The following is a 12569-nucleotide window of genomic DNA, read 5'->3' on the forward strand; positions in this document are numbered from 1 at the left end:
TGCGTGGTTGCCTGAACGAGCGGCGCGGGGCGTGGCTGGTCTGATCGGAGGCGGGGTTCCCATGGCCGAGGTGACCACCCATCGGGTGATCGTGTTCTTGCAGGAGAACAAGACGACCGACTTCTACTTCCCGACCATGGCTGCGTGGGGCGCCGAGGTCGCCAACAACGGAGAACTGCTCACCCTCGGGCCGAACTTCGACCAGCCCCACGACCGGAGCGCGTGGGTCCACTACGCGATCGGCGACTATCCCGGCGTGGCGGCACAGGTCGACAACGACACCGTCATCCCGTTCTACTCCTGGGTTGCCAAGGAGTTCGTCTTCGCCGACCACCACTTCGGCGCAGGGTCCAACTCCACCTCCGGGCACATGCTCGCCATCGGAGGACAGACCCCCACGCTGAAGAATCCGCCGTTCGTCGGCCCGTACCCCACCTGGGACATCCCGTCGATCTTCTCCGTGGCACAGTCCGCCGGAGTGTCCTGGGGAGCGTTCCCCGACCAGAGCGGATACCCCACCAAGTTCTACGCCGCCGTGGACACCCCGGCCGGCGCGGTGAACGTCCATCCCCCGAAGGACTTCATCCCCATGGCACTGGCAGGCACGCTGCCCCAGATCTGCTACGTGTGGAGCCCGGCCGGTTACGACGAGCACCCACCCCACGTCAGCGACCCCGACTACGTCACCAAGGGTCACGACCTGGTGTGGTCCCGCGTGCAGGCCGTGATCGACGGAGGCGGGTGGGACGACACCACGTTCATCGTGACCTGGGACGACTGGGGCGGGTATGCCGACTCGGTACCTACCCCCGCCATCGAGACCGTGCCGGACGCCCTCCACCCGGAAGGGTTCCAGGTGATCGGCGGGTCCAGGATTCCGCTGCTCATGTTCGGCGGCCAGGTCGCCCAGGCGATCGACCCGCAGTGGCACTCCCACGCCTCCATCCCCAAGACGATCATCGACCTGCTGCATCTGCCTCCTATGGGTGTGCCGCGCGTGGACATCGCACCGTCCATGGCCGGCTTCGTCGACCCCGAGCTGAGGCGACCGGTCCCACCAGCGCCTGGCGCCATCAGCCAACCAACGCCACCGAACCCCACCCCGACCCCGCGGAAACCGGCCCCGTGGTCCGGTCCGGTCGGCCAGCCGATGCCCGCCCTGGTGACGCTGGACGGCACTGTCCTGCCGGCCCCGACCGACGCCGTCGTGCACCCCAAACCCCCTCGACCGCCCCAGCCGCACCCCTAAGGCCGGTGACGATCCGGGACGCCCGCGGGCTTCGGCTACCTTGCCCTTGTGGAAGCTCCGTGGGTCAGCGGAATCGCGCGCCGCTGGTCGCCGGCAGGGCGCACGTGGAGGTTGTGCGCCCTTGCGAGCGCGGCCGTGGCGCTGGAGCTGTTCGTCGCCGCCTGCAGCCCCACGCACGGCCCTCAACCGTCGCCGACCGTCGCCACCGAGGCTGCCTCGGCTCCGACCAAATCGGCTGCGCCTCCGCCCGCGCCGAGCCCGGCGCCTGTGTGGCCCCCGGCGGCCGCACCCGCAGACCCGGGCGACCTGGCCCCCGGATCGGACCCGAGCGTTCTGCCGGGGCCGATCATCATCGCCGACAAGAGGAACAACAGCCTGGTGGTGGTCAGCCCCCTGGGCCAGGTGCTCTGGCAGTGGCCACAGCCGGGCGACCTCGCGGCGGGTGAGACATTCGTGATCCCCGACGACGTCTTCTTCACCCCCGACGGCAAGGGCATCATCGCGACGCAGGAGGACGACTTCGTCATCACCGAGATTGACATCGCCACCCGCAAGATCGTCTGGCGGTACGGCACCCCGGGGATGCATGGATCGGGCCCGAACCAGTTGTGGAACCCCGACGACGCGATGATGCTGCCCGACCGAACCATCGTTGCCGCCGACATCAAGAACTGCCGGTTGGTCGATGTGTCGCCCACCTCAGCCGGGCCGGTGTGGGCCCTCGGCGCGCCGGGCGTCTGCGCGCACGACCTGCCCACCCGGTACGGCAGCCCGAACGGCGTCTTCCCGCTGCCGAACGGCCACTTCCTGGTCACCGAGATCCGCGGGAACTGGGTCGACGAGATCGACCGCGCCGGCACGGTGTACTGGAGCACGCACCCGCCCGCGATGACGTACCCGTCCGACACCAACCAGTACAAGCCGGGCCAGTACCTCACGGTCAGCTACCAGGACCCCGGACAGGTGGTCGTCTTCGACCAGGCCGGCACGGCGCTGTGGCGCTGGAACCCCACCAGCGGGAACGGGAAGCTGAACCACCCGTCGCTCGCGGTCGGGCTGCCCAACGGGGACATCCTGCTCAACGACGACGACAACCACCGCGTGCTCGTGCTCGACCCGGTGCGGAACGCGATCGTGTGGCAGTACGGCCACACCGGCGTCGCCGGCAGCGGACCTGGTTACCTGAACACCCCTGATGGGCTCGACCCCGTGCCACCGCACTCCTACGCGGACACTGTCGGCACGAACCAGGCGCCCCCGGGCTTCTGGTGAGCAGTCCGGCCCCGAGTACCTCTCTGAACTGCAAGCGGTCAGTGGGAGTACTGCAGGCGCACGATCGTGTCGAGCTTCGTGACACTCCCCTGCGCATCCGCGGTCTCGCCGCCCACGACGTACGCGCCGCCGGCCAGCACGGCGACTGCCATGTCGGAGGTCGGCGCCGGCAGCGCGCCGACGGAGGCGGCCGAGATCGTGGCCGGGTCGAACCGATAGATCGTGCTCTGGTGGGTCTGGCCGTCAGTGCCGCCCATCACGAGGATCGTGCCATCGAGAACCGTGGCCGCCGCATGCGAGAGCGGACCGGGCAGGTGACCTGCGATGCTCACGGCGCCGGTCGTGAGGTCGATGCGTTGGATGTCGTCGGTCACCGATCCCTGATGAACGCCGCCGAAGACCCACAGGACCGACCCGGAAACGACGGCAGCCGGGTAGCGGACGGTCTCGGCAAGCCGCGCCGCCACCGTGAAGGACGAGCCGTCGGTCGTGGCAAGGATGTCCAGCAGCTCCGTGCTCCCGGTATAGCCACCGACGACGTAGGCGGTCGTCGCGTCGGCGGCCACCGCGTGGTCGGACCGAGGCTCGGGCAGGTGCCCGCTGATCGCCACCGCACCACCGCTCAGGGCTACAGACTGCGCATCTGTGATGGAGGCTCTGGTCCCTCCGCCGATGACCACCGCGCGGCCCCCGAGGACCGCGCCACCGGCGTCGTGCGTGGCCTGAGCGAGGTGCGCGACCTCGCTGACCGTGCCCGTGCCCGGCGAGACCAACAGCACGCTGGTCGTGGTGGTGGTGCTGAGGCCACCGAGCAGGAGCAACTGATCCCCCGCACCCAACGCCACGAGCCGGGAGACCGGGGTGGGGAGCCTCACCGGGAGCGGGGTCACACCCAGCGTGTGCGCGGAGACGGGGCTGGGCGTCGACACCGACGGCTCCATGGTCGCCGTCGGGCTGCCCACCGCGACAGAACCTGCCGACGATGCGGGCTTCGGGGTGACGCCGGTGCATCCGGCGGCGAGGGCCAGCGCCAACCCGAGGACGGCGGCGACGACGACGCGGCGCGGTCGGTGCATCGGTCCTCCATCCCACGGGTTCACCTCACCTGCACCCACGTGCTCGACGCTGAACGGGAGTGTCACGTCGCGTCCATCACCGGTCGACGTGGTGCCGCTCATGGGCGTCGACCCGCACCGTCTCCCCGGCGCCACCTCGGCGACGTCTGCGGCGCCAGATCACGAGCGCTGCGATCGCTGCGATCAGGAGGCCCACGGCGATGCCCTGGCCCATGAGCGAGGCCGCATGGGCGTAGGCGCTGCCGACGAAGTACCCGAGCACAGCGTTGCTCACGCCCCAGACCAAGCCGCCCGCCGCGTTGGCCGGGAGGAACTGTCGGTAGGGCATCCGTGCGCTGCCGGCGAGCGCGGGCATCGTCGCGCGAAAGAAGGCCGCGAACCTTCCGATGAAGACCGCTGTCCTTCCGCGTGTCCGCAGGAGGTGCTCGGCCTTAGCCAGGGCGGCCCGACGATCGCGCAGAAGTGCGGAGTCCAGGATGCGCGGGCCGGCGCGTCGGCCGATCTCGTACCCTACGCTGTCGCCGGCGATCGCCGCGACAACCACGACGGGGATCAGGGCCCCCAGCGAGATGTGACCTCTGCTGGCCAGCACACCACCCACGACGACGGCGGTCTCCCCCGGCAGGACGAAGCCGAAGAACAGTGCGTCCTCGGCGAAGACGAGAGCGAACACCGCCGCGTAGACATAGGCGGCTGGGATGCTCGCCAGCCACGCTGCGACCCGGCCACTCATGTCTGGACGCCGCTCATGACGGCGTGGCCCCCACGGGCGCAAGCGGTCCGAAGCGCGCCAGGAGCGGCGAGATCAGCGGGATCGACCCCAGCCGCGGCCGCAGCACGATGTGCCACAGGCCGGTCAACGCGACGATCGCGCTCGTCGATACGAGCACCGAGCCGACGATGTCGCCCGGGTAGTGCGCGCCGACATACAACCGTGAGAAGCCCACCAGGGCAATGAACGCGACACCGCACCACGCGACCAGGCGCGACCATCGGGTGCCTCGGGCGAGGAACCACGCTGCCGCCGCCAGCGAGACGGCGAGGGCCGTGTGACCGCTCGGGTAGCTGGTCGGGCCGGTCTCGGGTGCGAGTGCGTGCACGAGGTCGGCCGGCGGCCGCGCGCGCCCGACGATCGCCTTGACGACCAGCGCCGAGTTCCATCCGACCGCCACCACCAAGAACGTGCTCACGGCCGCGACGGGGCGACGCCGGGCCAGCAGGACCACCGTCCACACGACGAGATAGAGGACGCCCGCGACCGGGGACGCGAGGGTGCTGACCGCGAGCATCACGGCCGTCAGGACCGGCGAACGCCACCCGGACGCGATCGCCTCGTCGATGGCCAGCCCGTGGGGCTGGAGCACGTGGGTGTCAGCGGCGACGAACCCCAGGAGCAGCGCGGCAGCCAGCAGCGAGCAGGAGAGCACGGGCCAGCGGCGCACGTAGGGCATACCAGGACTTCCGATCGTTGCAGGGTTTCCCAGCCTGCCTGCCGACCCCTGAGAAACGTCTGAGTCGCGGTCCCAGCCGGTCCTCAGAGCTCGCGCGGACGCTCGAGCAAGGGCCCGTGCCGCAGACGACGCCCGCCCCTGGCTTTTCACCTAAACGTATCAGCGTTACGTTTCGTTCCGACGCCCACAGCGCTCGAGCGACGTACCCGAGGACACCCGATGCTCCCGAAGGCCTTTCCCACACCACAGCTCTACCGACCCGGAGCGGGTGAACCTGCCCTGCGATGGGGCGTGCTCGCACCCGGCTGGATAGCCCACGCGTTCGCGAACGCCGTGAACAAGCGCACGCGCCAGCGCCTCGCGGCCGTCGCATCACGCTCGCCCGAGCGAGCCTCGACCTTCGCGGCCGAGCACGGCATCGACCGGGTCCATTCGTCCTACGCCGCACTCGTGGGCGACCCGGACATCGACGTCGTCTACATCGCGGCGCCGCAGAGCGAGCACCTCGCCCTCGGGCTCCTGGCGATCGGCGCCGGCAAGCACACGCTCATCGAGAAGCCGATGGCGACGAATGCTGCGGACGCACGCATCCTCGTGCGCGCCGCGCAGGATGCGGGCGTGCTGCTGATGGAGGCGATGTGGAGCCGCTACCTGCCGCAGGCGGCCGTGATCCGCGCGCTTGTCGCCGACGGTGTGGTGGGCGAGATCCACGCGGTCGTCGCGGACCATGGCCAGGCGGTCCCGCGCGACCCGAACCATCGCCTCTACCGCCGTGATCTCGGTGGAGGCGCCCTGCTCGACCTGGGGATCTACCCGATCCAGCTCGACTCGATGGTGCTGGGTGCGCCGCGGCAGGTCACGGCGATCGGCGGGCTCACGGACACCGGGGTCGACGCGTACTCGACCATCGTGCTCACCCACGACGGCATCGCGCAGTCCACGCTCACCACGTCGATCCTCACCCGGACCCCGACCACAGCACTGATCGCCGGGTCCGACGCTCGCATCGAGATGGCCGCACCGTTCCACGTCCCGACGAGCCTGACCCTCGCCGGCAACGAGCTCTTCGGCGAGACCCTCACCTGGCGGGACGAGACCGGCGTCGCGCTGATGGATGGCCTGGCATGGGAGGCGACGGCGCTTGCCACGTTCGTCGGCGAAGGTCGGAAGGAATCGCCGCTGCACACGCTCGACGAGACGGTCAGCATCCTGGCGACGATCGACGAGGCCCGCCGCCAGCTCGGTTGCGCGGACGACGAGGTGGCGGCATGACCGCGACCGTCGACCTCCCCGGGACGACTGCGGACAACGACCGCTGGATCGAGCGCGAGACGACGACGGACTCCCGACGCCTCGCGTACGTCGCCTGCCCGTTCGAGGACGGGCACGCGTGAGCGACGCCGCCGTCACGCCCCTCGCAGGACGACCACGCTTCCCGCCGGAACCGAGGCCCCGAGCCCGTGAGGCGCACCGGTCACGAGATCGGTCCCCTCGGCCAGCAAGGGCAGGTCGCCGTCCGTGTGGTTGATGGCGAACAACCAGCTGCCGGACTCACCGACTCGACGCACGATCTCCAACCCACCGGGCCGGGGAACGAGCGGCGTGACATCGGCGGCGGTGAGCACCTTGGCCACCAGTGTCGCCATCGACGGAGCGTCGAGCCGGGTCGACAGGTACCAGGCGGCACCCCCGCCGGGCACGCTGCGTCGGGTCAGGGCTGGGCGCCCGGCCGACGGGCCGTCGTCGTAGCTGGCCAGCACCTCGGCGTCGTCGGCCGTGAATCGCTCCGTCCACACGGTGCCGGTCGAACCATCGCTGAGCGAGACCGACCCGCCCGCCGCCAGCGGTGCGAACTCCTCCACGCGCACGCCGAGCAGGTCCCGGAACGCGCCCGGGTAGCCGCCGAGCAGCACACGGTCGTGCTCGTCGACGATCCCCGAGAAGTAGGTGACGACGACCTGGCCGCCACGTGCGACCACCTCGGCGAGCCGAGCCGCGACGCCGGGCGGCGCGAGATACAGCGTCGGAACCAGGACCACGTCGTAGCCGGCGAGGTCGGACGTGGCCGGCAGGACGTCCACCGCGACACCTGCGTCGAACAGGGCGCCGTGCAGGTCCCGCGCCACGTCGAGATAGCGCACGTCGACGCTCGGGTGGGCCTCCAGCTCGGATGCCCACCACGACGGAACGTCCCAGAGCAGGGCCACGCGCGCCTTCTCCACCGTGCTCCCCCGGACCTCCGCCAGTCGACCGAGCGTGGCACCCAGACCGACGACGTCGCGGAACAGCTCGGAGTCGCGTCCGGCGTGCGGCACCATGCCCGAGTGGTACTTCTCGGCGCCCGCTCGGGACTGGCGCCACTGGAAGAAGAGCACCCCGTCGGCGCCACGGGCCACGTGCTGCAGCGCGTTGCGCACCATCTCGCCAGGCTGCTTGGCCAGGTTGCGGGGCTGCCAGTTGACGGCGCTGGTCGAGTGCTCCATCAAGAGCCACGGCTTCCCGCCGGCCAGCCCGCGGACGCGGTCGGCACTGAAGGCGAGCTCGGCGAACCGTCGCGGGTCTTCGGCCCCGAGGTAGTGGTCGTTGGAGACGATGTCGAGCAGCGGGGTGGTCTGCGTGTAGTCGATCTGGTGAAAGTCGCCCATGACCATGTAGTTGGTGGTCACGGGCAGGTGCGGAGTCACCTCGCGAAGCACTGCTGCCTCGGCTTCGAGGTGGTCGACGAACGCGTCGGACGAGAAGCGCTCGAAGGCCAGTCGCTGGCCGGGATTGGGGATGGTCGTCGTACGCCGCGGCGGCAGGATCTGCTCGAAGCTTGCGTACCGCTGCCCCCAGAACGCGGTGCCCCATGCCAGGTTGAGCGCCTCGATGTCCGTGTACTGCTTGCCCAGCCAGTCCCGGAACGCGGCCGCGGAGACGTCGCAGTAGCAGCGCCCGTTGTGGCAGGCCAGCTCGTTGGAGACGTGCCACATCTTCACGGCCGGGTGGTGGCCGTACCGCTCGGCGATCACCCGCGCGATCCGGGTGGCGTGGTGCCGGATGACCGGCGAGGAGACGCACCACGACTCGCGGCTGCCGTGGGTGAACCGCTGACCGTCGGCGTCGACGGGCAGCATCTCGGGATGGGCCAGGTGCAGCCAGACCGGCGGCGCAGCACTGGGTGTGGCCAGGTCCACGCCGATGCCGGCCTCGTGCAGCAGGTCGAGGATCCGGTCCAGCCAGCCGAACTCGAACCGCCCCTCCTCGGGCTCGAGCTCTCCCCACGAGAAGATGCCCAGGCTCACGAGCGTGACGCCGGCCTCCTGCATGAGCGCCACATCGTCGGGCCACACCTCCTCGGGCCACTGCTCGGGGTTGTAGTCGGCACCGAACGCGATGCCGTCAGTGGGCCACCGACCCGTCCAACGGCTCATCGGGTCACCGCCACGAGGACGTCCCAGGAGCCCAGCACGACGGGCTCACCTGCGCGGATCGCGCTGCCGGGGGCGTCGACAGGTGGAGGGTCAGCCAATGCCGTGCCCCGCGCTGGGACGAGCACGTCAAGATCCATCGGAGCGGTCACGGTGACGGCCTCCCACGACCAGTTGTGCACGACGTGGACCCGGGCACCGTCCGGTCGCGTCGAGCTGTGGACGGTCACGCTCGCCGGCAGGTCGGCCCAGCCGGCGAGCGGAGCAGGGACGAGCCACGCCGCCAGGGCGCGCGCAAGGTCAAGACCGGGCACGGTGCCGACGACGGTCACGCGCCCTGCGCCATGGGCTCGCGTCGTGATCGCTGCCCACGCGCCCAGGTGCGGGTCGTCGTAGGTGGCCAGCACGTCGGCGCCCTCGGCGATCAGGCACTCAGCCCACGCGGTCGCGTGTCCCCCGAGCGGGCCGAGCACAGGCACCGGCGCGTCGAGGTTGCTGAACTCGCTGTAGGACGCGCCGGCCGCGGCGGCCAGCCTGGCGGGCTGTACCTCGGCGCGCGCGCGGCCTTCGCTGTCCGCGTACCCGGTGCGTGGACCGACCACCAGATGGCCGCCTGCGTCGGCGTACCGCAGGAGCCAGGCGAGGTCGGCGTCGGAAGCCGGGTAGTAGCCCGCCGCGACGAGCACCGGGTGGGTGCTGACGACGTCGGCCGGGTCCTCGGCGAACAGGTAGCGCGGCCGCACGACACGGACCTGCAGGCCGGCATCGAAGGCCCCCCGGTAGAACGAGCTGACGATGCGCGGGTAGCTGTTCACGTCGCCGGAGCCGTCCGCCGTCTGCAGGGGCGGCTGGCCGGCGAGCGCGAACCGCGACTCGGTCGACGACAGGATCGCGATGTCGGCGTCGGGCGTCGCTCCCGCGAGCGCGCCGCCGGCCCGTGCCAGCTCGGCGCCGACGAGCGCGAGCTCTCGATAGGTCCGGCCCGGGACGCCGCTGTGCGGCAGCACGCCGCCCCAGTAGGTCTCGGCGCCGTAGTGCAGCGTGTGCCAGTGCCAGTACTCGACCATCCGGGCGCCACGGGCCACCAAAGCCCAGGCCGACTGACGCCACTGGCCCGGGTAGGCCGGGTAGTTGGTGCTCGGGCCGCCGATGGACTGCGCGTTGGTCTCCGTGACGAGGAACGGCTCACCGCGGCTCGAGTACATCGCGTCGCCGACCTGGAACAGGGCCCAGGTGCCGTGCGCGGTCCACGACTGCGGCGCGCGCGCCGGGCTGGGGTGCAGCAACGAGTCCTGCATCCCGTAGTAGGCGTTCCCGCTGGTCACATCCAGGACGGCGGCGAGGTCCGCGTCCTCGAGGGCAGGCCGGTCGTAGGCGATGCAGGTGGTGACGAACTGGTCGTCGCGCGCCAGCGCCCGCACGGCGCGGGCCTGCCAGTCGATCATCTCGGTGGTCAGGGTCGCCTGGAACCGGCGCCACGCGAGGTCGTACTGCGGTTGCGCGTTGCCGTCGGGCGTCCAGAGGTCCGCCCAGGTCGACAGCCGGTGCGACCAGTAGACGAGCCCCCACTCGCGGTTGAGGGTCTCGACGTCTCCATACGTGCGCTCGAGGTGGTCGACGAACCGCTGGAACACACCGGCGTTGTGCAGCAGGTGCAGGCCCGGCTCGTTGTCCACCTGGAAACCGATCACCGCCGCATGGTCCCGGTAGCGCTCGACCACCCGGGTCAGGACGCGCTCGGCGTGGAACCGGAACGCAGGGTGCGTGAAGTCGGCCTCCTGCCGGGCGCCCCAGCCCATCGGCTGCCCGGTCCGGAGCTCGCCGGCGACCTCCGGGTACCGGCGGACGAGCCACATGGGCAGCGCGTACGTCGGCGTGCCGATGACGACGTCGATGCCGCGCGCCAGCGCGCCGTCGAGGACGGGCTCGAGCCAGTCGAGCTCGAACCGGCCCTCCGTCGGCTCCCAGGTGGACCAGACCGACTCCCCCACGCGGATGACCGAGAACTTCGCCGCGGCCATCAGGTCGAGGTCCCGTTCCAGCGTCTCAGGCTTGGGGTCGTCGCCCGGCCCCGCGTACTCGTAGTAGTACGCGGCGCCGAAGCGCACTCCGTCATGCTGCACAGCCATGTGATGTGTCTCCGTAGTCCGTGATTAGCCCTTGACCGCGCCGCTGGCGAGGCCGGACTGCCAGTAACGCTGCAGGAACAGGAACGCGATGATCAAGGGGATGATCGAGAGGAACGCGCCGGTGATGATGGTCGAGAATCCCGCCTGCCCGACGCCCGACCCGCCTGCCGACGCGGCGCCCTGCCACTGAGCAAGACCGACGGTGAGCGGGTAGAGGTTCGGGCTGTTGAGCATGATGAGCGGCAGGAAGTAGTTGTTCCAGGTCGACACCAGCGAGAACAGCAAGACGGTGACCATGCCCGGACCGAGCAGCCGGAGCGAGACCCCGAAGAAGATCCGCATCTCGCCGGCGCCGTCCACGCGCGCGGCCTCCAGCAGGGTGTCGTCCACCGCGTCCGCGGCATAGACCCGCATGAGGAAGACGCCGAACGGGCTGACCAGGGACGGCAGGATGATCGCCCACGGGGTGTTGGTGAGGCCCGCATTCGCGAACAGCAGGTAGGTCGGGATGGTCAGGGCGGTCATCGGGATCATGATCGCGCCGAGGATCCCGCTGAAGATGAGGTTGCCGCCCGGGAACCGGTACTTGGCGAACGCGTAGCCGGCCATGGTGGCCAGGAACGCCGCCCCCACCGCGCTGACGATCGAGTAGGCGAACGAGTTGCGCAGCCACAGGAGGTAGACGCCGCCGTCGGCGCTGAACACGGCCTTGATGTTGGCCCACAGCTGGTTGTCGCTCCCGAACCAGAGGCCGAAGGTCGAGAACAGGTCCCCTTGAGACTTGGTCGAGGCGACGAACAGCCACCAGAGCGGGACCAGGAAGTACAGCAGGGTCGCGAGCATGATGACCGTGAGCAGCTTGCTGCGTCGGGGCCGGTCGGCCGAGTGCGGGCGGCCCTTGCGCGGGCGGTCCTTCGGCGGGGTGGGGTCGGGGTGCATGCCGGTGAGCACGGAGCTCTCGGAGGCTTGAGTGGTCATCGTCCTGCACGCTCCCGCCGTTGGGAGGACAGCTGCACCGTGTAGCTCACGATCATGATCACGATGCCGAGGATGAAGGCGATCGCGGCGGCGTAGTTGGTGTCCTTGTTGATGAACGCGAGGTTGTACGCGTACAGGTTCGGGGTGTAGTCGGTGCCGATCACGTTGGGCGCGATCGTGTGCAGCAGGTTCGGTTCGTTGAACAGCTGGAACGTACCGATGATCGAGAAGATCCCGGTGAGGATGAGCGCGGGCCGGATCGCCGGGATCTTGATGCTCCAAGCCGTCCGGACCGTGCCGGCACCGTCGACCGATGCGGCGTCGAAGAGCTCGTGCGGGATGGACCGCAGGGCGGCGTACAGAATGATCATGTTGTAGCCGATGAACTCCCAGCTGACGATGTTCATGATCGAGAAGAGCATCCAGTTCTGCGAGAGGAACGGCGGGGCCGGCAGGCCGAAGTGGTCGGCGATCTGCGCGAAGGGCCCGAAGTCGGGACCGTAGAGGTATCCCCACATGAGCGCGGCGATGACGCTCGGCACGGCGTACGGGACGAAGATCCCCAGCCGGACGAACTTCTGGACGAACAGCACCCCGGCGTCGAGCAGCAACGCGAAGAGCAGCGAGAGCCCGAGCATGATCGGCACCTGGATCACCAGGAAGATCGCCATGCGCCCGACGCCGGACAGGAACGACGGATCGGTCAGGGCCCGCGTGTAGTTCTGCAGGCCGACGAAGGTCGTGCCCCCGACCAGCTGGTCGCGGAAGAAGCTGAGATAGCCGGCGTAGGCGAGCGGCACCACGATCAGCAGCAGGAACAAGACGACGAACGGGGTGATGAACGTGTAGGCGGCCGCATTCTCACGGCGGCGCATCGGCGACGGGCCACGACGCTTCTTCAGCGGTGCGGATCCCGGCTCCGGGGTCTGTCGAGGCAGACCGATGTCGGTGGCAGTCATGGTGATCTCCCGGTCTCGGGCCTGAGGGTGCGCCGCCCCGCGGAG

At 70.0% G+C, this 12569-nt stretch carries 11 protein-coding genes; 4 read left to right on the top strand and 7 right to left on the bottom strand.

Going from position 1 to position 12569, the window contains the following annotated elements; genetic code table 11:
- Positions 1 to 61 precede the first annotated feature (61 nt).
- The gene (locus ACPPVS_RS11220) at positions 62 to 1249 is read left to right on the top strand and encodes an alkaline phosphatase family protein (RefSeq protein WP_426592347.1); all 1188 of its coding nucleotides are present in this window, start codon (positions 62 to 64) and stop codon (positions 1247 to 1249) included.
- Between the two features lie 267 nt (positions 1250 to 1516).
- The gene (locus ACPPVS_RS11225) at positions 1517 to 2521 is read left to right on the top strand and encodes a hypothetical protein (RefSeq protein ID WP_426592348.1); all 1005 of its coding nucleotides are present in this window, start codon (positions 1517 to 1519) and stop codon (positions 2519 to 2521) included.
- Between the two features lie 38 nt (positions 2522 to 2559).
- On the opposite strand, the gene ACPPVS_RS11230 is transcribed toward ACPPVS_RS11225, so the two are convergent.
- From ACPPVS_RS11230 to ACPPVS_RS11240, 3 genes are all read right to left on the bottom strand, one after another.
- Positions 2560 to 3597, bottom strand: coding sequence for a hypothetical protein (locus ACPPVS_RS11230; RefSeq protein ID WP_426592349.1), 1038 nt, complete (start codon positions 3595 to 3597; stop codon positions 2560 to 2562).
- 76 nt (positions 3598 to 3673) lie between these two features.
- The gene (locus tag ACPPVS_RS11235; RefSeq protein WP_426592350.1) at positions 3674 to 4330 is read right to left on the bottom strand and encodes a DedA family protein; all 657 of its coding nucleotides are present in this window, start codon (positions 4328 to 4330) and stop codon (positions 3674 to 3676) included.
- 13 nt (positions 4331 to 4343) lie between these two features.
- Positions 4344 to 5048 (bottom strand): phosphatase PAP2 family protein, encoded by a 705-nt coding sequence (locus ACPPVS_RS11240; protein WP_426592351.1) that lies wholly within the window; start codon positions 5046 to 5048, stop codon positions 4344 to 4346.
- Between the two features lie 219 nt (positions 5049 to 5267).
- Between ACPPVS_RS11240 and ACPPVS_RS11245 the strand changes: the two genes are divergently transcribed.
- Both ACPPVS_RS11245 and ACPPVS_RS11250 read left to right on the top strand, forming a co-directional pair.
- A complete protein-coding gene (locus ACPPVS_RS11245; RefSeq protein ID WP_426592352.1) occupies positions 5268 to 6320 on the top strand; it encodes a Gfo/Idh/MocA family protein in 1053 nt (350 codons plus the stop codon).
- Positions 6317 to 6442 carry a hypothetical protein gene (locus tag ACPPVS_RS11250; protein ID WP_426592353.1) on the top strand — a complete coding sequence of 42 codons (126 nt, stop codon included), beginning with the start codon at positions 6317 to 6319 and terminating at the stop codon, positions 6440 to 6442. The genes ACPPVS_RS11245 and ACPPVS_RS11250 overlap by 4 nt, the downstream gene beginning before the upstream one ends.
- Positions 6443 to 6454: 12 nt before the next feature.
- On the opposite strand, the gene ACPPVS_RS11255 is transcribed toward ACPPVS_RS11250, so the two are convergent.
- Genes ACPPVS_RS11255 through ACPPVS_RS11270 form a run of 4 tightly spaced genes read right to left on the bottom strand, consistent with a single transcriptional unit; the run spans position 6455 to position 12524 of the window.
- Entirely contained in the window at positions 6455 to 8461 is a 2007-nt protein-coding gene (locus tag ACPPVS_RS11255) for a beta-galactosidase (protein WP_426592354.1), read from the bottom strand.
- Complete coding sequence (locus ACPPVS_RS11260) at positions 8458 to 10587, bottom strand: beta-galactosidase (protein WP_426592355.1); 2130 nt, start codon at positions 10585 to 10587, stop codon at positions 8458 to 8460. The genes ACPPVS_RS11255 and ACPPVS_RS11260 overlap by 4 nt, the downstream gene beginning before the upstream one ends.
- A 24-nt stretch (positions 10588 to 10611) precedes the next feature.
- Positions 10612 to 11565, bottom strand: a complete 954-nt coding sequence (locus ACPPVS_RS11265; protein WP_426592356.1) for a carbohydrate ABC transporter permease — start codon at positions 11563 to 11565, stop codon at positions 10612 to 10614.
- Positions 11562 to 12524, bottom strand: a complete 963-nt coding sequence (locus tag ACPPVS_RS11270) for a carbohydrate ABC transporter permease (RefSeq protein WP_426592357.1) — start codon at positions 12522 to 12524, stop codon at positions 11562 to 11564. Before ACPPVS_RS11270 ends, ACPPVS_RS11265 begins: the two co-directional genes overlap by 4 nt.
- Positions 12525 to 12569 lie beyond the last annotated feature (45 nt).

Source organism: Cellulomonas sp. McL0617, from assembly GCF_049994875.1.
GTDB lineage: Bacteria > Actinomycetota > Actinomycetes > Actinomycetales > Cellulomonadaceae > Cellulomonas.

Coding starts and splice junctions, on each gene's coding strand:
- ACPPVS_RS11240 (WP_426592351.1), bottom strand. CDS start 5,048: ATGCCCTACGTGCGCCGCTGGCCCGTGCTCTCCTGCTCGCTGCTGGCT.
- ACPPVS_RS11235 (WP_426592350.1), bottom strand. CDS start 4,330: ATGAGTGGCCGGGTCGCAGCGTGGCTGGCGAGCATCCCAGCCGCCTAT.
- ACPPVS_RS11260 (WP_426592355.1), bottom strand. CDS start 10,587: ATGGCTGTGCAGCATGACGGAGTGCGCTTCGGCGCCGCGTACTACTAC.
- ACPPVS_RS11265 (WP_426592356.1), bottom strand. CDS start 11,565: ATGACCACTCAAGCCTCCGAGAGCTCCGTGCTCACCGGCATGCACCCC.
- ACPPVS_RS11220 (WP_426592347.1), top strand. CDS start 62: ATGGCCGAGGTGACCACCCATCGGGTGATCGTGTTCTTGCAGGAGAAC.
- ACPPVS_RS11250 (WP_426592353.1), top strand. CDS start 6,317: ATGACCGCGACCGTCGACCTCCCCGGGACGACTGCGGACAACGACCGC.
- ACPPVS_RS11230 (WP_426592349.1), bottom strand. CDS start 3,597: ATGCACCGACCGCGCCGCGTCGTCGTCGCCGCCGTCCTCGGGTTGGCG.
- ACPPVS_RS11245 (WP_426592352.1), top strand. CDS start 5,268: ATGCTCCCGAAGGCCTTTCCCACACCACAGCTCTACCGACCCGGAGCG.
- ACPPVS_RS11255 (WP_426592354.1), bottom strand. CDS start 8,461: ATGAGCCGTTGGACGGGTCGGTGGCCCACTGACGGCATCGCGTTCGGT.
- ACPPVS_RS11270 (WP_426592357.1), bottom strand. CDS start 12,524: ATGACTGCCACCGACATCGGTCTGCCTCGACAGACCCCGGAGCCGGGA.